Raw genomic sequence first — 23,158 nt, 5'->3', positions numbered from 1 at the left:
AGAAATGGAGTACAAAGATACATTACTCATGCCTAAAACGGAATTTCCGATGCGTGGGAATTTACCTAACCGTGAGCCAGAGGTTCAAACAAGATGGGCAGATATGAATATTTATGAAAAAGTACAAAAAAAGACGGCGGGTCGACCGTTATATGTTCTACATGATGGACCTCCATATGCAAACGGAGATCTCCATATGGGGCATGCCTTAAATAAAGTGTTAAAGGACTTTATTGTTCGCTATAAGTCAATGACTGGATATTGTGCACCTTATGTACCAGGATGGGATACACATGGACTTCCTATTGAAACGGCTCTGACAAAAAATAAAAAGGTAAATCGTAAGGAAATGAGCGTTTCTGAATTTAGAAAGCTTTGTGAAGAATATGCGTATGAACAAATTGACAGTCAAAGACACCAATTTATGCGATTAGGTGTAAGAGGCGATTGGTATAATCCATATATCACACTCAAGCCGGAATATGAAGCACAGCAAATTAAAGTGTTTGGAGAAATGGCAAAGAAGGGCTATATCTATAAAGGTCTAAAGCCAGTCTATTGGTCACCTTCAAGTGAATCAGCATTAGCTGAAGCAGAAATTGAATATCAAGATAAACGTTCTGCTTCCATCTATGTTGCTTTTGATGTTAAGGATGGAAAAGGTGTCTTACAAGGCGATGAGAAAATCATTATCTGGACAACAACGCCTTGGACTATTCCTGCAAACCTAGGTATTTCATTACACCCTGAACTTGAGTATAGTGTGGTGTCAGTAAACAATCAGAAATACGTCATTGCGTCAGCACTCCTAGAAGAAGTGACAAAGGTATTAGAATGGGAAAATCCACAGGTTGTGAAAACAGTGAAAGGGTTAGAGCTTGACCGTGTGGTAGCAAAGCATCCAATCTATGACCGTGATTCATTAGTAATGGTGGGGGAACATGTAACGACAGATTCTGGAACAGGTTGTGTTCATACTGCACCAGGGCATGGTGAAGAAGACTTTATTGTTGGTAAAAAGTATGGCCTAGATGTTTTATGTCCTGTAGATGAGAAAGGTTATATGACTTCAGAAGCAAAAGGTTTTGAAGGTCTCTTCTACGATGAAGCTAATAAGCCGATTACTGAAAAGTTGCAAGAAGTAGGTGCTTTATTAAAGTTAAGCTTTATTACACACTCTTATCCGCATGATTGGAGAACAAAAAAACCTACAATTTTCCGTGCAACTGCCCAATGGTTTGCTTCCATTGCTGACATTCGCAAAGAATTACTAGCAGCTATCCAAGAAACGAAATGGGTTCCTGCATGGGGAGAAACTAGACTATTTAATATGGTTCGTGATCGTGGTGACTGGTGTATTTCCCGTCAGCGTGTATGGGGAGTTCCGATCCCTGTGTTTTATGGTGAAAATGGGGAGCCTATCATTACAGACGAAACGATTGAACATGTTTCTACCCTGTTTAGAGAACATGGTTCAAATATATGGTTTGAGCGTGAAGCAAAAGACCTTCTTCCTGAAGGGTTTACTCATGAGTCTAGTCCTAATGGTCAGTTTACAAAAGAAACGGATATTATGGATGTTTGGTTTGACTCAGGATCTTCACACCAATCTGTATTATTAGAACGTGATGACCTCCAGCGTCCTGCTGATTTATATTTAGAAGGGTCTGATCAATATCGTGGTTGGTTCAACTCTTCATTATCAACAAGTGTGGCTGTAACTGGGAAAGCTCCATATAAAGCAGTACTAAGCCATGGTTTCACTCTTGATGAACAAGGAAGAAAAATGAGTAAATCAATTGGTAATGTTATCTTGCCAAGCAAAGTTATTAACCAATTTGGCGCAGATATTCTTCGCTTATGGGTGGCTTCTGTTGACTTCCAGTCAGATGTTCGTGTATCTGATAATGGATTTAAGCAGGTTTCTGAAGTTTACCGCAAGATAAGAAACACATTCCGTTTCTTATTAGGAAACTTAGCGGATTATAACCACCAGAAAGATGCGGTTCCTTTTGATCAACTAAGAGAAGTGGATCTCTATATCCTTGTAAAATTAAATAAATTGATTGATAAGGTGAAAAAATCTTATGAATCATATGACTTTGCAGCTGTTTATCATGCTGTCCATAACTTCTGTACGATTGAGCTAAGCTCATTCTATCTTGATTTTGCAAAAGATATTCTTTATATTGAAGCAGCAGATCAGAGCGATCGCAGATCTATACAAACCGTCCTTTATGAATCATTATTGAGCTTAACAAAGCTAGTTGCTCCTATTCTATCTCATACAGCTGACGAGGTTTGGGAGTACATTCACGGAGTTGAAGAAGAAAGTGTTCAGCTAGTAGATATGCCGGAATCAATCCAAATCTCAGGTGCAAAAGAGCTTGAACAAAAATGGGATCAGTTTATGTCGCTACGAGATGATGTCCTTAAGGCTCTAGAGGTTGCTCGTAACGAGAAACTAATCGGTAAATCGTTAACAGCAAGCATTACGCTATATACAAATGACAAGTCTAAAGCTTTATTAGATTCAATTAAAGAGGATTTAAAACAGCTATTCATCGTGTCAGGTGTTCATTTTGGTGGTTCAATGAAAGAGGCTCCAGCAACCGCACAAGTATTTGAGGATGTTTCCATTCAGATTGGTGCTGCTGAAGGTGAAACATGTGAACGTTGTTGGGTGGTCACACCAACAGTTGGGGAAGATTCAAGTCATCCAACCTTATGTGGGCGTTGTGCCGATGTAATAAAACAAAACTATACAGAATAAGTATAAAAGGCTTAAGGGGAAAACTCCTTAAGCCTTCTTTTATCGCACAAAATGTTTAGGCTCTATAATATTTGTTGGGGTACTTATACAATTTGTTTTGCAAAAAAAATACACGCAAACTTCCCATTCTTTTATACTTGAATTGTCTAGAAACAAGTAGAGAATGGAGTTTACGTGTATATGAATCTTATCATGAATTTACCTGGAATGAAAGATGTACTAGTGAAGAAGGTTGTGGAAGCTGGAGAGTTTATTCAAATCCACCTGGAGTTAGAACGGAGGATACATCGTTGTCCTAGTTGTGATCAACGAACAAAACGTGTACATGACTATCGTATCCAGAAGATTGAACATTTAAAGTGGTTTGAAAGAAAGACACAACTATTCTATAGAAGACGTCGATACGCATGTGTGTGTGGTAAACGGTTTTCAGAGAAAACAGAGATTGTAGAGCGTTATCAACGTACCTCTGTTGAGTGGAATCAAGCGGTTTCCATAAGAGCGATAAGAGGGAAATCCTTTAAGGAAACAAGTGAAATCTATGGTACTTCATCCTCGACCGTTGTACGTAGATTTGATCAAATCGCTAATAATGAGATTAAAAAGGTTGAGCTATTACCTACAGTCATTGCGATTGATGAATACAAAGGTGATACCAGAGAGGGTAAATATCAGTTGATTATAGCTGATGGAGTAACGAAACAACCTCTGGATATACTACCAAATCGATATAAAAATACGATTAAGCACTACTTAAAAAAGCATGGGGCAAACGTTCAAATTGTGATTATGGATATGAGTTCTGCATTTAAAGCAGCTGTTCAAGAAGCACTAGGTAAGCCAGTCATCGTTGCCGACAGGTTTCACTTTTGTAGGTATATCTACTGGGCTCTAGATAAGGTTAGAAGAAAAGTTCAGGGAGACTTTCATGATTATGATCGAAAGACTTGTAAGAGAATGAAACACGTATTTCATAAAGCGAATGAACGATTAACTGAGGACGAACGCTGGCATTTGGCACGCTATTTAGATATGTCTGATGAGTTAAAACAAGCGTATGAATTGAAAGAAGCTTATTGTAAATGGTTTAAGAGGGCTAAAGAGATTGGCCAAGAAGACATTTTTACCGTTAAACAAGAACTCGTAGAGTTTTACGAAATGGTTGAATCGGCTGACATATCAGAACTAAGTAATGCCATAAAAACCTTTAAGAATTGGCAAGTAGAGATCCTCAATAGCTTTGTCTATAACTACTCTAATGGATTTTTAGAGGGGATAAATAATTCAACTAAAGTCATCAAAAGGAATGCCTATGGATTTAGAAGCTTTAAGCGTTTTAGAGCAAAGATCTTATTAACTAATCAGTATAAAAGAGTAGGTACTCATATTGGATAAGGGTGACGACTATTTAGTCATCACCCCAACATTTGACGTAGAACCAATGTTTAAGCATACATAGGTTAAAGAGATTGAGAAAAAGTAGTATCATAAAAAGTATTCTTAAGCTTAATGCTTTTTAAATTTGAGTAATGTACATGAACCTCTCTTTATTCATAAAGGGTCCGGTATATAAAATGTATTAGAAATCTATACCAAAACAGACTAAATTAAGTACGAAACTTATGAATGAGAGGAAAATCTTGTAGCTTGTATTTTCTTGACAAAAGGTAAAACTATATGATACACAACACTGAACATCTTAGAGGAGGAAATTCAATGAATCTGGATGTAGATCTTAATGAAATTCATTCTGAACTTCTCATGATGCAACAAGAGCTGGCAAACCGTCTTAAACTAGGTAGTGAACACCTGTATGAAGAATTTGCAACTGAACCCTTTTATCAAAGAAACCAAGATGAAAAGAAAGTTCTCATTCAAAAACACATTCAAGATGATTTAGAAGATGTAAAAAGAGCATTACTTAAATTTAAATTTGGAATTTACGGATATTGTGAAGAAACAGGTCAGCAAATTCCCATTGAGAAATTACGCACAATTCCTACTGCAAGAACACTGCACGACTTTACCTATAGTGACCTCGTTAGAATATAAGGCGCCTCTACTAAGGCGTCTTTTTCTTGCAAAAACTGAATCGACAGGTGACAGGCACTTGTCGATTGACAATGCTTCATTGTCCGAAAGGGGAGTCTGTGATAAAATCAGTAAGTATCTTATCCGAAGCGGGGGAGTCATCTTGATTTATTATGTGATCGCATTTATTGTGGTTTTATTAGATCAGTTTACTAAATGGTTAGTTGTAAGGTATATGGAGCTGGGTGAAAGTATACCACTTATTACGAATTTTCTTTATTTCACTTCCCATCGAAATAGAGGAGCAGCATGGGGAATCTTACAGGGGCAAATGTGGTTTTTCTATATTATAACGACAATTGTTATTATCGGGATTGTTGTGTTTATCCAACGACTATCTGCAAAAGAGAAATTAATGGGATGGTCACTTGGGTTAATGCTAGGTGGAGCAATTGGAAATTTTATAGACCGTTTATTTCGTAAAGAAGTCGTAGACTTTATAAATACATATATTTTTACTTACGATTTTCCCATTTTTAATATTGCAGATTCCGCATTAGTAATCGGGGTAGGGCTTTTCTTTATTCATACATTATTAGAAGGAAAGCAGGAAAAGGAGAAAGAGAATGGAACAGGTAACATACAAAGTTAATGAAGACGAACATCTTGAAAGAATTGATAAAGTTTTAACAGCCATGAGTGATGATTGGTCTCGCTCTCAGGTTCAGCAATGGATCAAAAGTGAGATTGTGCTTGTTAATGACAATGTCGTAAAAGGGAACTACAAATGTAAGAAGGACGATGTCATTACATTTACAGTCCCAGATTTAGAACCTCTTGATGTAGAGCCAGAGGAAATGAACCTTGAAATCTATTATGAGGATGCGGATGTACTTGTAGTAAATAAGCCAAGAGGAATGGTTGTTCATCCTGCTCCTGGACATGTTTCAGGTACATTGGTTAATGGGTTAATGGCCCATTGTAAAGATCTATCGGGTATTAACGGTGTAATGCGTCCAGGTATCGTTCATAGAATCGATAAAGATACATCAGGGTTACTGATGATAGCTAAAAATGATAAGGCTCATGAGTCTTTAGTTAATCAGCTAGTTCATAAAACAGTCACTAGGCGATATAAAGCAATTGTTCATGGTGTCATACCCCATGATAAAGGCACCATTGATGCACCAATAGGTAGAGATGAAAAGGATCGTCAAAGCATGACCGTGACAGAGAAGAATAGTAAAGATGCTGTCACGCATTTCCAAGTACTTGAGCGTTTTAAGGATTTTACATTTGTAGAGTGTCAGTTAGAGACGGGAAGAACTCATCAAATTCGCGTTCACATGAAATATATTGGTTATCCATTAGCGGGAGATCCTAAGTATGGGCCGAAAAAAACGATTGAACTTGATGGACAGGCTTTACATGCAGGTATTTTAGGATTTGACCATCCAAGAACGGGTGAATATTTAGAATTTGAAGCACCTATACCACCAGAATTTGAAGAGGTATTAGAGTGGTTGAAAAAAAGAAGTTGACAAATTTCGAGGCTAATGACATAATCTAGTTAATCGAATAAGACCCTTTAACACAGTCCTGTGAGGCTGAGAAGGAAACGGAGTAAGTATAATGAGGCTACACATGTATCCTTTTTATACGATAAGTCTATCCTCTCACTGACAGTGAGAGGATTTTTTTATACTTCTTTTAAGGGTAAAACTAAAGAGGTGAGGATTGATGACGTATAAAGCGATAGTCCTTGACGAACAAGCCATTCGTCGCGCATTAACAAGAATTGCGCATGAGATTATTGAGAAAAATAAAGGGATTGACCAATGTATTCTCATTGGCATTAAGACAAGAGGGATTTACATTGCCAAGAGACTTGCAGAAAAAATTGAGCAAATTGAAGGAAAGCAGATTCCTGTGGGTGAGGTTGATATTACGCTTTACCGTGATGACCTTACGAAAAAAACAGAAGATCAGGAACCTTTGTTTAAAGGATCTGATGTACCTGTTGATGTAACGAACCAAAAAGTGATCCTCGTAGATGATGTTCTATTTACAGGAAGAACTGTCAGAGCTGCAATGGACGCAGTTATGGATCTAGGTCGACCAGCACAAATCCAACTTGCTGTTTTAGTGGATAGAGGGCACCGCGAACTTCCAATTCGCGCAGACTTTGTTGGTAAAAGCATCCCAACATCAAGCTCAGAAAAAATTGTAGTTGGTCTAAATGAAGTTGATGAACTAGAGCAAGTAACAATACATGAAAACTAGATAGCCCTTTTAAGGGAGTCCAGAGAGGCTAACAAAGGGCGGTCATATACTTACTTAGGATAAGTGTATGCTGCCTACCTCTTTGCGTAAGATTTGCAAAGGGGTTTTATTATATACGCATAATATCTTTAATAAAAGAGAAGAAATATTGGTAACACCATATAGGGGGAAACATACATGAAATCAAAAGACATCATACTAGACATAAATGAAAAACCGAATCCAATAAGCTGGATCTCACTAAGCTTTCAACATCTGTTTGCCATGTTCGGTGCAACGGTACTAGTTCCATTCTTAACCGGCTTAAGCCCAGCAGTTGCCCTGATTTCAAGCGGACTTGGAACACTTGCATTTTTACTGATTACAAAAGGTCAAGTGCCAGCATACTTAGGTTCTTCCTTTGCTTTTATTGCACCAATCATAGCAGCAACCGCTCTTGGTGGACCAGAAGCGGCGATGCTTGGAAGCTTTTTAGCAGGTCTCGTATATGGAGTAGTAGCACTCATTATAAAAGCCGCAGGATACAGATGGTTAATAAGATTACTACCACCAGTAGTAGTTGGTCCAGTTATCATTGTTATTGGATTAGGTCTTGCTGGTGTAGCCGTTAATATGGCAATGCTAGAAAATCCTGGTGATCCAGGAACATATTCATTGCTTCATTTTTCAGCAGCATTAGTGACGTTAATCTTAACAATTAGCTTCTCAGTTTATTTGAAAAAAGGATTTTTAAGCTTAATTCCCGTATTACTTGGAATTGCAGGTGGATATATTTATTCCTTCTTCGTAGGATTAGTTGATTTATCAGGAGTTCAACAAGCAAAATGGTTTCAAATTCCAGACTTCGTTACTTTCTATACTGGAGTAGATTTCTCGTGGGATATTGTACTATTAATGGTTCCAGTTGCCATTGTAACGTTATCTGAACATATTGGACATCAAATGGTATTAAGTAAAGTTGTTCACAGAGATTTAATTGCTAAGCCAGGTTTACACCGCTCCATTATGGGTGACGGGGTGGCAACAATCATCGCATCACTACTTGGTGGGCCTCCGAATACGACTTATGGTGAAAACATCGGTGTATTAGCGATTACGAAAGTATTCTCTGTATTTGTTATAGCTGGTGCAGCTGTGTTTGCCATCGTGTTTGGTTTCATTGGAAAGGTTAGTGCAATCATCAGTTCCATTCCAACACCTGTTATGGGTGGAGTGTCAATCCTACTATTTGGAATCATTGCTTCATCAGGATTACGTATGATGGTAGATTCTAAAATTGATTTAGGGAAAAACCGTAACTTAATTATCTCCTCTGTTATTCTTGTAATTGGAATTGGCGGAGCCATCATTAAAGTATCTGAAAACTTTGAAGTACACGGTATGGCGCTAGCAGCAATTCTAGGGATTATTTTAAACATCATTCTACCTGATCGTGAAGATGTTTCAGGAGATATGTTCGATATTAACGACAATCTTAAATAGGTCACCTTTTAATTAAGTCCAGAGAGGCTTGCAAGGGTGTAAAGAAGGAATGGGGACTAATACCCTCCTTCTGCTTTCTTACACCCTTTTCATAAAGAAAAGGGTGTTTTTTTAAGGATCTTTTCTAAAACTTTGTTGCTTTTCAAACTATATTTATAAAAACCTAGCCTTTTTAAAACGTAAAACCGAAGTAATAATTGTTAGAAAAGAGCAAGTCTCTCTAACTAAAACACTGGACACTGTACTACCTAGTAAAAATCAGGCTTTTGGGATTTTTACGAAAGCAACAATCTTTACAGGAATAGCCACTTTTGAAAAATGTGCTGTTAAACCATGATGGGAGGACTCTACATGAAACATTTAGTGAAGATGAGTGATTTAAGCGAAACTGAAATTCAACTAATTCTAGATGAAGCAGAGCGCTTTGAACAAGGTGATAGCTGGAAGACAGAGAAAGATCAATTTGTTGCAAATCTCTTCTTCGAACCAAGTACACGTACACGCTTCAGTTTCGAAGTTGCAGAGAAAAAACTCGGACTTCAAGTCGTGAATTTTGAAGCTGAAAATTCAAGTGTTCAAAAAGGAGAAACTCTTTATGACACAGTGAAGACGTTAGAAGCGATTGGAATAGACGCGTTAATCATTCGACACTCAGAAGATCACTATTTTGATCAACTAATCCCATCAATTAAAATCCCCATAATTAATGCAGGAGATGGATGTGGTCATCATCCCACTCAGTCTTTATTAGATTTATATACCATTCGAAAAGAATTTGGTAGGTTTCAACATCTTAATGTCGTGATTGTAGGGGATATTCGTCATAGCCGAGTAGCAAAGTCAAATGCAGAAACTCTTGCTAGATTAGGAGCGAATGTTTACTTTTCTGGACCAAGAGAATGGACAGATGGATCTAATCCCAATGGGACTTACTTAGAATTAGATGAAGCAATTAAGATTGCTGATGTTGTCATGCTCCTTCGTATCCAACATGAAAGACACGGAGAAAAAATGGGGCTAACAGCGAAAGAATATCATACGCAATATGGATTAACTCACGAAAGAGAAAGAAAAATGAAACCTGGCAGTATTATAATGCATCCTGCTCCAGTAAATCGAGATGTTGAAATTGCCGACAGTTTAGTAGAATGCGAAAGATCAAGAATCTTTGAGCAAATGAAAAACGGTGTATATGTAAGAATGGCCGTACTAAAACAAGTAGTTACCACTAATAAGGGGGAACAAGAAAAATGGCAACAATACTCAAAAATGGGAAGCTATTAAGTCAAGAAGGTCAATTAGTCAGCAGTGATATAAAGATTGAGGATGGAAAAGTTGTGGAGATTACTTCCTCCATTGAAACGACAGACATTGATCAAGTTATTGACGTTCAAAATAAGCTAGTTGTGCCAGGTCTTGTAGACCTCCATGTACATCTTCGTGAGCCAGGTGGCGAGCATAAGGAAACAATTGAGACAGGGACAAAGGCTGCTGCAAAAGGTGGATTTACAACTATTGCTCCAATGCCTAATACAAGACCAGTTCCAGATACAAAAGAACAAATGGAGTGGTTACAAAATCGTATTAAGGAAACTTCGTCGATTCACGTATTACCATATGCAGCCATTACAGTAAGGCAGCTAGGAGAAACACTAACAGATTTTGCTGCTTTAAAAGAAGCGGGAGCCTTTGCTTTTACAGATGATGGTGTAGGGGTACAGAGTGCTGGAGTCATGTTAGAAGCAATGAAGAAAGCAGCTGCACTTGATATGGCGATTGTTGCTCACTGTGAAGATAATACCCTTATTAATAAAGGATCTGTCCATGAAGGAACATTCTCAAAGGAACAAGGTATTAACGGTATTCCGTCCGTATGCGAATCGGTTCATATTGCCCGTGATGTATTATTAGCGGAAGCTGCAGGCTGTCATTACCATGTCTGCCACATTAGTACAAAAGAATCGGTTCGAGTAGTTAGAGATGCAAAAAGAGCGGGAATCCGAGTAACGGCTGAGGTTACTCCTCATCACCTTTTATTATGTGATGAAGATATTCCTGGACTAGATCCTAATTATAAAATGAACCCTCCTTTAAGAGGAAAAGATGATCAGCTTGCTCTTATTGAAGGTCTATTAGATGGCACGATTGATTTTATCGCAACAGATCATGCGCCACATACAGAGGCTGAAAAAGCGGAAGGCATGCAACTAGCTCCTTTTGGAATAGTTGGTTTAGAAACAGCATTTCCACTGCTATATAGCTATTTTGTTGAAAAAGGTCACATAACACTTAAGCAACTCGTTGATTTCCTTACAATTAAGCCTGCTGAAGCGTTCAACCTATCATATGGAAGACTTGAAGTAGGTGCTGCAGCTGATCTAACAGTCATTGATCTTGAAAATGAAGAAACTATTAATCCAGCTACATTTCTATCAAAAGGAAAAAACACTCCATTCACAGATTGGACTTGTAAAGGTTGGCCACAGCTAACTATGGTGGATGGAAATATTGTTTGGGAAAAGGAGAAGGTAACAGTATGAAAAGACAGCTCATTTTAGAAGATGGAACAGTATTCGTAGGAGAAGGTTTTGGAAGTACAGAGCAATCAGTTGGAGAAGTGGTATTCAACACTGGGATGACTGGCTATCAGGAAATCCTGTCTGATCCTTCGTATTGTGGTCAAATTGTTACTCTTACTTATCCGTTAATCGGAAACTATGGAATTAACCGAGATGACTTTGAATCTATTATTCCCGCAATATCTGGATTTATTGTAAAGGAAGTATGTGATTTTCCTTCCAACTGGAGAAGCGAATATACACTAGATGAATATTTTAAAGCAAAAAATATTCCAGGCTTATCTGGGATTGATACTAGAAAACTAACGAGAATAATTCGTCAATATGGAACATTAAAAGGTGCCTTCTGTTCAATGGATGTAAATGTAGAAGAAATCGTTCAAAAGCTTAAGAGCGACGTACTTCCAACGAATCAAGTACAACAGGTGTCCACAACAAACCCTTACCCAAGTCCAGGAAGAGGCGACAGAGTTGTACTAGTAGATTTCGGGATGAAGCACGGAATACTACGTGAACTAAATAATCGTAATTGTGATGTAGTGGTAGTTCCTTATAACACGACGGCAAAAGAAATGCTTCAGTTAAATCCAGATGGAATTATGCTAAGTAATGGACCTGGAGATCCAAAAGATGTACCAGAAGCTATCGAAATGATTCGTGAAATTTTAGGAAAAGTACCATTATTCGGTATTTGCTTAGGACATCAGCTGTTTGCTCTAGCTTGTGGAGCGAATACAGAGAAAATGAAATTTGGACACCGTGGATCAAACCATCCAGTTAAGCATTTACCGACTGGAAAGGTTGCCATTACAGCTCAAAATCACGGTTACACGGTTGAAGAAGAATCGTTAGTGGACACTCGTTTAGAAGTAACGCATGTTGCATTAAATGATGGGACGGTAGAAGGTCTACGTCATCTTGATTATCCAGCTTTCACTGTACAGTATCATCCAGAAGCATCACCAGGACCGGAGGATGCAAGTGAATTATTTGATGAATTTCAAGCATTAATTGAACGCAATAAAAAGGGAGAGGTTAAACAATATGCCTAAAAGACATGATATTGAAACGATATTAGTAATTGGATCAGGCCCAATCGTCATTGGTCAAGCAGCAGAATTTGATTATGCCGGAACACAAGCATGTCAAGCTTTAAAAGAAGAAGGTTATAAGGTAATACTTGTTAACTCAAACCCAGCAACAATCATGACAGATTCAGAAATGGCAGACAAAGTATATATTGAGCCTTTAACAGTAGAGTTTGTGAGTAAAATCATCCGTAAGGAACGCCCAGATGCTCTACTTCCAACTTTAGGTGGTCAAACGGGCTTAAACCTTGCCGTTGCTTTATCAAAAGCGGGTGTACTTGAAGAGTGTGGAGTAGAGATTCTCGGTACAAAGCTTTCTGCGATTGAACAAGCGGAAGACCGTGACTTATTCCGTCAATTAATGCATGAATTAAATCAGCCAGTACCTGAAAGTGACATTATCCATAACCTTGAGGAAGCTTATAAATTTGTTGAAGAAGTTGGATACCCAGTTATTGTTCGCCCTGCTTACACTTTAGGGGGTACTGGTGGCGGTATATGTGAAGATGAAGAAGAATTAATTGAAATCGTAACAAGCGGTTTAAAAAATAGCCCGGTAACACAATGTTTATTAGAAAAGAGTATTGCTGGATTTAAAGAAATTGAATACGAAGTAATGAGAGATAGCGGTGACCATGCCATTGTCGTGTGTAACATGGAAAACATTGACCCAGTTGGCGTTCATACAGGTGACTCCATTGTAGTCGCACCAAGCCAAACTTTAAGCGATCGAGAGTACCAATTACTACGTAATGCCTCTTTAAAGATTATTCGTGCCCTAGGAATTGAAGGTGGATGTAACGTTCAACTTGCATTAGATCCAGACAGCTTTCAGTACTATGTAATTGAGGTAAATCCGCGTGTAAGCCGTTCATCTGCATTAGCATCAAAAGCGACAGGATATCCAATAGCAAAGCTTGCGGCTAAAATTGCAGTTGGTTTAACACTTGATGAAATGATGAATCCTGTGACAGGTAAAACATATGCATGCTTTGAGCCTGCACTCGACTATATCGTAACAAAGATTCCAAGATGGCCATTTGATAAGTTTGAGTCTGCAAATCGAAAACTTGGTACTCAAATGAAGGCGACTGGTGAAGTAATGGCAATTGGTCGTACGTTAGAAGAGTCTCTATTAAAAGCAATTCGTTCTTTAGAAGTAGGACTCTATCATTTTACAGAAGAAGCCTTCCGTAGTTTAACAGATGAGGAAATTGAAAAAAGAATTTCAAAAGCAGATGATGAGCGTTTATTTATTGTAGGAGAAGCGTTAAGAAGAGGGATTACCATAGAACAAATCTTCGAATGGAGCAAAATTGACCTGTTCTTCCTTCATAAATTTGCAAACATCGTAAAAATGGATCATCAGCTTAGTGAAAACATTGGAGATTTAGAACTACTAACAACAGCTAAGCGAATCGGCTTCTCAGATAAAGCTGTTGCAAAACTTTGGAACATGAAAGAAACAGAAATCTATGAACTAAGAAAAGAACATAAGCTGTTCCCAGTCTATAAAATGGTAGATACTTGTGCAGCTGAATTTGAATCCTCAACTCCTTATTACTACGGAACATATGAGGACGAAAATGAGTCGGCAGTAACGAATAAGAAAAGTGTATTAGTACTTGGTTCTGGTCCAATTCGAATCGGGCAAGGAATTGAATTCGATTACGCGACTGTACATTCCGTTTGGGCAATTAAAGAAGCTGGCTATGAAGCAATCATTATCAACAACAACCCTGAAACAGTTTCAACTGACTTTAACACATCTGATAAGCTTTACTTTGAGCCGCTAACGGTTGAAGATGTTATGCATGTTATAGAAGTTGAACAACCAGAAGGTGTGATTGTTCAATTCGGTGGTCAAACAGCAATCAACCTAGCAGCTGGTTTAGCTGAAAAGGGTGTTAAAATTCTTGGTACATCACTAGAAGATTTAGATCGAGCTGAAAACCGTGATAAGTTTGAGCATGCTCTTTCAACTCTAGGGATTCCGCAACCAGAAGGGAAAACGGCAACGTCTGTAGAACAAGCCGTGTTAGTGGCAGAAAAGATCGGCTATCCTGTTCTAGTTCGACCATCTTATGTACTTGGTGGAAGAGCGATGGAGATTGTCTATCATCAAGATGAATTATTACACTATATGGAAAATGCAGTAAAAATTAATCCAGAGCACCCAGTCTTGATCGACCGATACTTAACTGGTAAAGAAATTGAAGTAGACGCCATTTCAGATGGAGAAACAGTATATATTCCTGGAATCATGGAACATATTGAGCGTGCAGGTGTACACTCGGGTGACTCTATTGCAGTTTACCCTCCACAAAATCTTTCGAATGAAATAAGAGAAGAAATTATTGACTACACAATTAAGCTTGCAAAAGGGTTAAACATTATTGGACTATTAAACATTCAGTTTGTTATTGCTGACAATCAAGTTTATGTACTAGAAGTAAACCCGAGATCAAGTAGAACTGTACCATTTTTAAGCAAGATCACTGGAGTCCCAATGGCAAATCTAGCTACAAAGACAATTTTGGGAACACCGCTAAAACAATTAGGCTATGAAACCGGTTATCATCCAGAATCTCGTGGTGTTTATGTGAAAGCCCCAGTGTTCTCATTCGCTAAACTAAGAAGAGTAGATATTACCCTCGGTCCAGAAATGAAATCAACTGGAGAAGTAATGGGTAAGGATGTAACCCTTGAAAAGGCTTTATATAAAGGATTAGTAGCTTCCGGGATATCTGTTCCATTATATGGATCTGTTCTCTTCACAGTAGCAGACAAAGACAAAGAAGAAGCATTAAGTATTGCGAAGCGCTTCCACCAGATCGGCTATAATATTTTAGCAACGGAAGGGACTGCAGCATTTATCCAACAAGAAAATATTCCGGTAACGGTTGTAAATAAAATTGGCGCTGAAAAACCAAATCTAATCGATGTCATTAGAAAAGGTGAAGCACAATTCGTCATTAATACACTAACAAGAGGGAAGCAACCTGCACGTGATGGTTTTAGAATCCGACGCGAATCAGTGGAAAACGGAGTAGCTTGTTTAACTTCATTAGATACTGCTTATGCCATCTTAGGGGTACTAGAGTCTATGACATTCCAGGCACAGGCAATGGAACCAATCACACGTAAGCAAGAGGTGGTCTTAGCGTGATTCAGCAAGAGTGGATGACAATCATTGCACAGAAACCCATTGCTAAGGATATTTTTGAACTGACGGTTCAAGGAAAGCTAGTTGACTACATGAAAGGACCAGGACAATTTGTTCATATCAAAGTAGCAACTGGTGTGGAACCTTTACTAAGAAGACCTATCAGTATCTGTTCCATTGATCATGAGAATAAACAGTTTACGATGCTGTATCGCCGTGATGGGTTAGGAACTAGTTTGCTCTCAGAAAAGAGAGCGGGGGATCAAGTTAATATTCTCGGTCCTCTAGGAAATGGGTTTCCTGTAGAGGCGACTCAAAAAGGGGAAACAGCGTTACTTGTTGGGGGCGGTATTGGCGTCCCCCCTCTTTATGAGTTATCAAAGCAATTGGTAAATCGAGGGGTAAATGTCATCCATGTTCTCGGCTTTCAATCAATGGAAAATACTTTTTATGAGTCGAAGTTCAACGAACTAGGTGAAACCTATGTCGCAACAGTCGACGGGACATACGGAACCGCTGGTTTCGTAACAACTGTTATTGATCAATATTGTCTTGCCTTTGATACGTTATATTCATGTGGACCAACACCAATGCTTCGAGCACTAGAAGAACGCTATCGTGAGAAACGAGCTTATTTATCACTAGAAGAAAGAATGGGTTGCGGGATTGGTGCATGCTTTGCTTGCGTATGTCATGTACAAAATGATCCAACGGGCTATGCTTACAAGAAGGTTTGCAGCGATGGACCAGTATTTAGAGTAGGTGAGGTGGTACTATGAGCAGATTAATGATGGAGCTTCCAGGCTTACAGTTGAAAAATCCAATTATGCCAGCGTCAGGCTGTTTTGGTTTTGGTAAAGAGTATGGCAAGCTATATGATTTAAATGTTTTAGGTGCCATCATGATTAAGGCAACTACCGTCGAACCAAGGTTTGGTAATCCGACTCCACGTGTAGCTGAAACCTCTGCAGGCATGTTAAATGCAATTGGACTACAGAATCCTGGACTTGAGAAGGTACTGTCTGAGGAACTAGCATGGTTAGAGCAATATGAAACACCCATCATTGCTAATGTTGCCGGTTCTGTTGTAGAAGACTATGTTGAGGTCGCGAGAAACATTTCAAAAGCTAAAAATGTCCATGCATTAGAATTAAATATCTCCTGTCCAAATGTTAAAACAGGTGGAATTGCTTTTGGGACTATTCCAGAGGTAGCAGCGGATGTGACGAGACAAGTAAAGGAAGTTTCAGAGGTTCCTGTTTACGTGAAACTATCACCAAATGTATCTAATATCGTTGATATGGCTAAAGCAGTTGAACAAGCAGGCGCAGACGGTTTAACGATGATTAACACTTTACTTGGAATGCGTCTTGATTTAAAAACAGGAACACCTATTTTGGCCAACCGCTCTGGTGGATTATCAGGGCCAGCAATTAAACCAGTTGCTATTCGTATGATTTACGAAGTAAGTCAACAAGTAGGTATTCCAATTATTGGAATGGGTGGGGTGCAAAATGCAACCGATGTAATTGAGTACTTATATGCTGGTGCAAGTGCAGTAGCGGTAGGAACTGCGAATTTCGTTGACCCGTTTGTATGTCCAACCATTATTGATGAACTCCCTGGGTTATTAGATGAGCTAGGCTACGATCATATCTCAGAGTGTATCGGAAGGAGCTGGAATAAGGCATGCAAAAGCACCCCCTTATCATTGCGTTAGATTTTAATAATTTACAAGAGGTTCAAAGTTTTTTGAGACCCTTTAAAGGCAAGGACTTGTATGTAAAAGTTGGGATGGAGCTATTTTATAAAGAGGGCCCCACCATTATTCACTATTTAAAAAGTGAAGGCTATCAAATTTTCCTAGACTTAAAGCTACATGATATCCCGAATACAGTAAAAAAAGGAATGCAAAGCCTTGCATCTTTAGGTGTTGATCTAGTGAATGTTCATGCTGCTGGTGGTCGTACGATGATGGAAGCAGCTCTTGAAGGATTAGAAGCAGGGGCAATTGGAAAAAGGCCGAAGTTAATTGCTGTTACTCAACTAACTAGTACAAATGACGAAATGTTAAGAAACGAGTTATTAATTCAACATTCTTTATCAGAAACAGTCATATCGTACGCGAGACTTTCTCAAGATTCAGGATTAGACGGAGTTGTTTGTTCTGTATTAGAAGTTCCGATGTTAAATGAGGTTTGTGGGAGTAATTTTTTAACGGTTACTCCTGGAATTCGACTAGCAAGTGATGCAAAAGATGACCAAGCAAGAGTTGCAACACCTGCTGATGCTAAAAATGCAGGTTCAAGCATGATTGTGGTGGGAAGAAGTATTACAAAAGCAGAGAATCCTTTGGAGAAGTACGAATTAATGAAAAACGAATGGGACGGTGTAACAGTATGAAAATACAAATCGCAAAACATTTATTAGAAATTGGGGCTGTTTCATTACAACCTAATCATCCATTTACATGGTCATCAGGAATTAAGTCACCGATCTATTGCGATAACCGTTTAATTATGTCATATCCAAACGTTCGAAAAGACGTAGCCAAAGGCTTACAAGAAATCATAGAAGAGCATTTTGCTGGTGTAGAAGTGATTGCGGGTACTGCAACAGGTGGCATTGCGCCAGCCGCATGGGTAAGTGATGCACTAGAGCTTCCAATGGTTTATGTAAGAGGGAAAGCTAAGAGTCATGGTAAAGGAAAACAGGTAGAAGGAGCAATTAAGCCAGGTCAGAAGGTTGTTGTTATTGAAGACCTAATCTCAACTGGAGGAAGTTCTTTAGCTACGGTAGAAGCACTACGAGCAGAGGGCTGTGTAGTATTAGGAATTGCTGCTATATTCTCTTACGAACTAAAAGTGGCTAAAGAAAATTTTGAAGGTGTGAAGGTTTCCGCGCACTCTATTACAACTTTCTCAAGCTTAGCGGAAGTGGCAGCTTCAGAAGGAAAGATTGCAGAAACAGATATTCAAAAGCTTGAACAATGGAGACAAAATCCTCAGGACGGATCCTGGGTAACAGCATAGAGAAAAGGATCGTCATAGAAGACGATCCTTATTTTTTCAACTGTAGAACTAAATCCTCATTTGGTGTAACATAGACTGTTTGTTGATGATCATAAATGACAAATCCAGGCTTAGATCCACTCGGTTTTTTAACATGTTTTATCTTCGTATAATCTACCGGAACAGAGCTTGAGTTTTTTGCTTTACTAAAATACGCAGCTAGGTTGGCTGCTTCTCTAATTGTTTTTTCATCTGGTTCCGTGTTTTTAATCACAACATGTGAGCCAGGAATATCCTTTGTATGAAACCACCATTCTTCTCGGTGGGCAACCTTATTGGTTAAATAATCATTTTGCTTATTGTTTTTGCCCACTAAAATTGATAATCCACTAGTTGATACATATTCTTCTAAACTCGGCTTTTGAGGTTTATTCTTTTTATTACCCTTTGTTTGTTTAGCCTTTACATAACCTTCTTCCACAAGTTCTTCTCGTATTTCCTGAATATCCTTAGGGGAAGCAGACTCCATTTGTTGAAGCAAGGAATTGAAATAAGAAACTTCCTCTTTGGCTTTTTCAATTTGTTCTAACACAAAATGTACAGACTTTTTAGCCTTCTGATATTTTAAGTAGTAGCTTTGAGCATTTTCTGAAGGTGTCTTTAAAGGGTTGAGGGTAATTTGAATGGTACTATTATGTTCATCATAATAGTTTTCAACCTCAATCATTTTCATCCCCTTTTCAAGCCTATACATATTTGCTGTCAAAAGCTCACCATATAATTGGTATTCTTCAGCCTTCCCTGCATCCTCGAGTGTCTTTTCGAGCTTCACAAGCTTTTTATCATTCTTTTCCTTTTCATTCCGAATGAATCGTTCGAGATCATGCCCCTGCTGTTTTACACGATCACGTTCAGCTTTTCCGTAATAAAAACGGTCTAGCATTTCGCTAGGGGTTGCAAATTGTCTTATTTCGTTAGAAAGATGTTGAAGCGGAAAAACATAAAAATTCTCTTTTTGCTTTCCAGTCATAATACTAGGTACAAACTGTTGGTTTTTAATTTTCTCCATAAAAGTAAAAAAGTTCTGTGCTAATGCCTTTTTACCGCTTAATCCTGTAAGTTGGACAATCTCATTTGCAAGGATTGGAGAGATTCCACTGAAAGCACCCACTAACTGATTAGCAAGCTTACCGGAATTAAAATCTAACTTTCTTAGAAAAGTGTCTTCATCCACTAAAAGAGGATTAATCTTCTCCTGAGCGGGTGGACTCATATATTCATACCCCGGCAATATCGTTCTGTGACGGTTAACAGCAGGTGATATATGTTTAATACTATCTAAAATAATGTTTCTCTCTTTCTCCACTAACACGATGTTACTATGCTTACCCATGATTTCAACGACTAACTGTTTCATTGTTTCATCGCCTAATTCATTTCTTCCTCTAGTCTCTATGTAAATGATTCGTTCCATATCAAGCTGATGAACTGAGGTAATCACATTTCCTTCTAGATGCTTTCTAAGAAGCATACAGAACATTGGTGGCTCAGATGGATGATCATAGGCTTCATTTGTAAAATGAAGTCTGGAGTAAGAAGGATTAGCAGATAGTAAGAGTTTATACGTTTGACCACCCGCACGCACATGAATTAATAGCTCCTGCTTATAGGGTTGATAAATTTTAGAAATCCTTCCCCCTACAATTGTTTCTTTTAATTCTTCAGCAATGGCCCTTGTGACGACACCATCAAATGACATAAAAACACCCTCTCACCCATACACTAGCTTTCTTATTTTATTGTCCAGAATTGGAACAATTGTTATAAGTATAGCATTTTTTACAACTTGTCTGAATAAGATTTCCATGAGAGAGGACAAACATACGTCTTGATTAAACAGAGAAAAGGTGTGAGATTCCCAGATGAAGTGGTATGAGCTACGAACAGAAGATGTAGAAAAGCAAGTAAATACAGATTTTGAGAAAGGATTATCGGACAAAGAGGTCAAAAATCGCCTTCAAAAGTTTGGTTATAATGAGCTTCAGGAAGCTGAAAAACCAAATATGTTTTTACTTTTTCTAGCACAGTTTAAGGATTTTATGGTTCTAGTATTATTAGCTGCTACCCTTATTTCGGGATTGTTGGGAGAATACATTGATGCCATTGCAATCATTGCGATTATTATCATTAATGGATTTCTAGGATTCTTCCAAGAGCGCAAAGCTGAAAAGTCTCTAGATGCGCTAAAGGAGTTATCGGCCCCACAGGTAATGGTAAAACGGGATGGTAATTGGGTAAAGACTGCTTCAGCTGAACTTGTTGTCGGTGATGTCGTCAAATTCACATCAGGTGACCGAATAAGTGCAGATATTCGAATCGTAGAAACAAGCAGTTTAGAAATTGAGGAATCAGCACTAACAGGGGAATCTTTACCCGTACAAAAGAGAACAAATCCGATTCAAGGGCAAGATGTAGGACTTGGTGATCAAGAAAATATGGCTTTTATGGGAACTATGGTTACTAGAGGATCAGGTGTCGGAGTAGTAGTGGGAACTGGTATGAATACGGCAATGGGGCAAATAGCTGATTTACTACAGTCTGCTGAAACGATGGTAACACCACTACAACGTAAATTAGAACAGCTTGGCAAAATTTTAATTACAGTTGCGCTTTTCTTAACAGCTATTGTGGTTTTACTTGGTGTACTTCAAGGTCACGATGTGTATAGTATGTTCTTGGCAGGGGTATCATTGGCTGTCGCAGCTATTCCGGAAGGGCTGCCTGCTATTGTAACGGTTGCCTTATCACTTGGTGTGCAAAGGATGATCAAAAACAATGCCATTGTTCGGAAACTTCCAGCTGTTGAAACATTAGGCTGTGCCTCCGTTATTTGTTCAGACAAAACAGGGACAATGACGCAAAATAAAATGACCGTTACTCATGTATGGTCAGGGGGCAAAACTTGGACTGTTTCTGGTACTGGATATGAACCCGATGGTCGCTTTTATGATGGTGAAGAAGTCATTCAACCAAAAGATGTAAAATCACTTCATCAGCTGTTAACCTTTGGCTTATTATGTAACAACGCAGAATTAAAGCAAAAGAAAAAAGAGTATGTGTTAGATGGTGATCCAACGGAAGGGGCTCTCGTTGTTTCGGCAATGAAAGCGGGTCTCTCTAGATCATTACTTCAAGAACAATTTATTATTGAAAAAGAATTCCCTTTTGATTCTAATCGTAAAATGATGTCTGTAGTGGTCCGTGATACAAATGGTAAACGTTTTGTTGTAACAAAAGGCGCACCTGATGTTCTGATTCAAAGCAGTGAGTCCATTTTATGGGACCAAAAACAGCAATTTCTTTCACCAAGATTAAAGGAAGAAGTCGAGGGGGCAATCACTGATTTAGGTGGGCAAGCGTTAAGAACAATTGCGGTGGCCTTTAAGGCACTTGGTCCTTCAGAAACGGTCTACAATGAAATTGATGCGGAAAAAGGCCTAATTTTTATCGGACTTCAAGGTATGATCGACCCACCGAGACCAGAAGTGAAATTGGCTGTCCAAGAATGTAAAGAAGCCGGAATTCGAACAGTTATGATCACAGGAGATCACATCATTACAGCAAAAGCAATCGCACAACAGCTTGGAATCTTACCTGAAGGTGGAAAGGTTGTCCAAGGTAGCGAATTAGCGAATATGTCAGTAGAAGAGTTAGAAGACATTGTAGAAGATGTCTATGTATTTGCTCGCGTTTCACCTGAACATAAACTAAAGATTGTGAAGGCGCTCCAAAACAATGGTCATATCGTTGCCATGACAGGAGACGGAGTGAACGATGCACCAGCAATTAAAGCATCCGATATTGGAATTGCCATGGGGATCACCGGTACTGACGTGGCAAAAGAGGCATCGTCCCTTGTTTTGCTAGACGATAACTTTGCAACAATTAAAGCAGCCATTAAAGAAGGTCGTAACATTTATGAGAATATCCGTAAGTTCATTCGTTATCTATTAGCATCAAATGTCGGTGAAATTCTAGTTATGTTATTTGCGATGCTTCTTGCACTTCCTTTACCATTAGTACCTATTCAAATTTTATGGGTGAATCTTGTCACAGATGGTCTTCCCGCGATGGCGCTCGGTTTAGACCAGCCTGAAGGAGACGTCATGAAGCGTGCACCTCGAAATCCTCGTGAAGGGGTATTTGCAAGAGGACTTGCATGGAAAATAGTAAGCCGCGGTTTCCTAATAGGTGGAGTTACCATTGCAGCCTTTATGATTGTCTATACAAATGATCCTAGCAACTTAATGTACGCTCAAACCATTGCATTTGCAACACTAGTTATGGCTCAATTAATTCACGTATTCGATTGTCGAAGTGATCGTTCAGTCTTTCACCGCAATCCGTTCGAAAATATGTATCTCGTATTTGCCGTAATCTCTTCCATTTTGCTGATGTTAGTCGTAATCTACTATCCACCGCTTCAACCAGTCTTCCACACGATGGCGATTGAACCAAGAGATTGGTTGTTAATCCTAGGAATGTCTGCGATACCGACGTTCCTGTTAGCAGGATCGTTGCTGTTTGGAAAGAAGCGTCGAGCTTAGAGGTTGAATGTAGTTTGGACCCGCCTTGGTGGCGGGTTTTTTTGTATGGTATTTGTGAGATTCCTGATATATTGGGGTGTTTTGCTGATATATCGTTCTAATTACTGATATAAGCAAAAAATTCCTGATATATTGTTT

The 23,158-nt window shown here is 38.7% G+C and carries 17 protein-coding genes; 16 read left to right on the top strand and 1 reads right to left on the bottom strand.

What is annotated here, in order from left to right:
- Window positions 1-4 precede the first annotated feature (4 nt).
- From ileS to pyrE, 15 genes are all read left to right on the top strand, one after another.
- Window positions 5-2,773 carry an isoleucine--tRNA ligase gene (gene ileS / locus LT143_RS04260; RefSeq protein ID WP_246940133.1) on the top strand — a complete coding sequence of 923 codons (2,769 nt, stop codon included), beginning with the start codon at window positions 5-7 and terminating at the stop codon, window positions 2,771-2,773.
- Window positions 2,774-2,953: 180 nt separating this feature from the next.
- Window positions 2,954-4,168, top strand: a complete 1,215-nt coding sequence (locus tag LT143_RS04255; RefSeq protein WP_246940130.1) for an ISL3 family transposase — start codon at window positions 2,954-2,956, stop codon at window positions 4,166-4,168.
- Between the two features lie 321 nt (window positions 4,169-4,489).
- A complete protein-coding gene (locus LT143_RS04250) occupies window positions 4,490-4,825 on the top strand; it encodes a TraR/DksA family transcriptional regulator (protein ID WP_246940127.1) in 336 nt (111 codons plus the stop codon).
- Window positions 4,826-4,967: 142 nt separating this feature from the next.
- The gene (gene lspA, locus LT143_RS04245; protein ID WP_246940399.1) at window positions 4,968-5,456 is read left to right on the top strand and encodes a signal peptidase II; all 489 of its coding nucleotides are present in this window, start codon (window positions 4,968-4,970) and stop codon (window positions 5,454-5,456) included.
- On the top strand, window positions 5,431-6,345 hold the full coding sequence (locus tag LT143_RS04240; protein ID WP_246940124.1) for an RluA family pseudouridine synthase: 915 nt from the start codon (window positions 5,431-5,433) through the stop codon (window positions 6,343-6,345). Before lspA ends, LT143_RS04240 begins: the two co-directional genes overlap by 26 nt.
- A 199-nt stretch (window positions 6,346-6,544) precedes the next feature.
- A complete protein-coding gene (pyrR, locus tag LT143_RS04235; RefSeq protein ID WP_246940121.1) occupies window positions 6,545-7,087 on the top strand; it encodes a bifunctional pyr operon transcriptional regulator/uracil phosphoribosyltransferase PyrR in 543 nt (180 codons plus the stop codon).
- 177 nt (window positions 7,088-7,264) lie between these two features.
- Window positions 7,265-8,569 (top strand): solute carrier family 23 protein, encoded by a 1,305-nt coding sequence (locus LT143_RS04230; protein ID WP_246940119.1) that lies wholly within the window; start codon window positions 7,265-7,267, stop codon window positions 8,567-8,569.
- Window positions 8,570-8,920: 351 nt separating this feature from the next.
- Window positions 8,921-9,853 carry an aspartate carbamoyltransferase catalytic subunit gene (locus LT143_RS04225; protein WP_246940117.1) on the top strand — a complete coding sequence of 311 codons (933 nt, stop codon included), beginning with the start codon at window positions 8,921-8,923 and terminating at the stop codon, window positions 9,851-9,853.
- Window positions 9,820-11,109 (top strand): dihydroorotase, encoded by a 1,290-nt coding sequence (locus LT143_RS04220; RefSeq protein WP_246940115.1) that lies wholly within the window; start codon window positions 9,820-9,822, stop codon window positions 11,107-11,109. Before LT143_RS04225 ends, LT143_RS04220 begins: the two co-directional genes overlap by 34 nt.
- Window positions 11,106-12,200 carry a carbamoyl phosphate synthase small subunit gene (locus LT143_RS04215; RefSeq protein WP_246940113.1) on the top strand — a complete coding sequence of 365 codons (1,095 nt, stop codon included), beginning with the start codon at window positions 11,106-11,108 and terminating at the stop codon, window positions 12,198-12,200. The genes LT143_RS04220 and LT143_RS04215 overlap by 4 nt, the downstream gene beginning before the upstream one ends.
- On the top strand, window positions 12,193-15,405 hold the full coding sequence (gene carB / locus LT143_RS04210) for a carbamoyl-phosphate synthase large subunit (RefSeq protein WP_246940111.1): 3,213 nt from the start codon (window positions 12,193-12,195) through the stop codon (window positions 15,403-15,405). The genes LT143_RS04215 and carB overlap by 8 nt, the downstream gene beginning before the upstream one ends.
- A gap of 14 nt (window positions 15,406-15,419) precedes the next feature.
- Window positions 15,420-16,181 (top strand): dihydroorotate dehydrogenase electron transfer subunit, encoded by a 762-nt coding sequence (locus tag LT143_RS04205; protein WP_272495684.1) that lies wholly within the window; start codon window positions 15,420-15,422, stop codon window positions 16,179-16,181.
- The gene (locus LT143_RS04200; protein WP_418909800.1) at window positions 16,178-17,122 is read left to right on the top strand and encodes a dihydroorotate dehydrogenase; all 945 of its coding nucleotides are present in this window, start codon (window positions 16,178-16,180) and stop codon (window positions 17,120-17,122) included. Before LT143_RS04205 ends, LT143_RS04200 begins: the two co-directional genes overlap by 4 nt.
- Window positions 17,092-17,805: an orotidine-5'-phosphate decarboxylase gene (gene pyrF / locus LT143_RS04195; RefSeq protein ID WP_246940107.1), complete on the top strand. Its 714-nt coding sequence runs from the start codon at window positions 17,092-17,094 to the stop codon at window positions 17,803-17,805. The genes LT143_RS04200 and pyrF overlap by 31 nt, the downstream gene beginning before the upstream one ends.
- Window positions 17,802-18,434 carry an orotate phosphoribosyltransferase gene (gene pyrE, locus LT143_RS04190; protein WP_246940105.1) on the top strand — a complete coding sequence of 211 codons (633 nt, stop codon included), beginning with the start codon at window positions 17,802-17,804 and terminating at the stop codon, window positions 18,432-18,434. The genes pyrF and pyrE overlap by 4 nt, the downstream gene beginning before the upstream one ends.
- A 28-nt stretch (window positions 18,435-18,462) precedes the next feature.
- Here the strand turns inward: pyrE and LT143_RS04185 are convergent, their stop codons facing one another.
- Complete coding sequence (locus LT143_RS04185) at window positions 18,463-20,172, bottom strand: Rqc2 family fibronectin-binding protein (RefSeq protein ID WP_246940103.1); 1,710 nt, start codon at window positions 20,170-20,172, stop codon at window positions 18,463-18,465.
- Between the two features lie 163 nt (window positions 20,173-20,335).
- Between LT143_RS04185 and LT143_RS04180 the strand changes: the two genes are divergently transcribed.
- Window positions 20,336-23,020, top strand: coding sequence for a calcium-translocating P-type ATPase, SERCA-type (locus LT143_RS04180; RefSeq protein ID WP_246940100.1), 2,685 nt, complete (start codon window positions 20,336-20,338; stop codon window positions 23,018-23,020).
- Window positions 23,021-23,158 lie beyond the last annotated feature (138 nt).

The sequence above is a fragment of the Bacillus pinisoli genome, from assembly GCF_023036475.1.
GTDB classification, from domain to species: domain Bacteria; phylum Bacillota; class Bacilli; order Bacillales; family SA4; genus Bacillus_BS; species Bacillus_BS pinisoli.
This window is presented reverse-complemented; position numbering and strand designations above follow the sequence as displayed.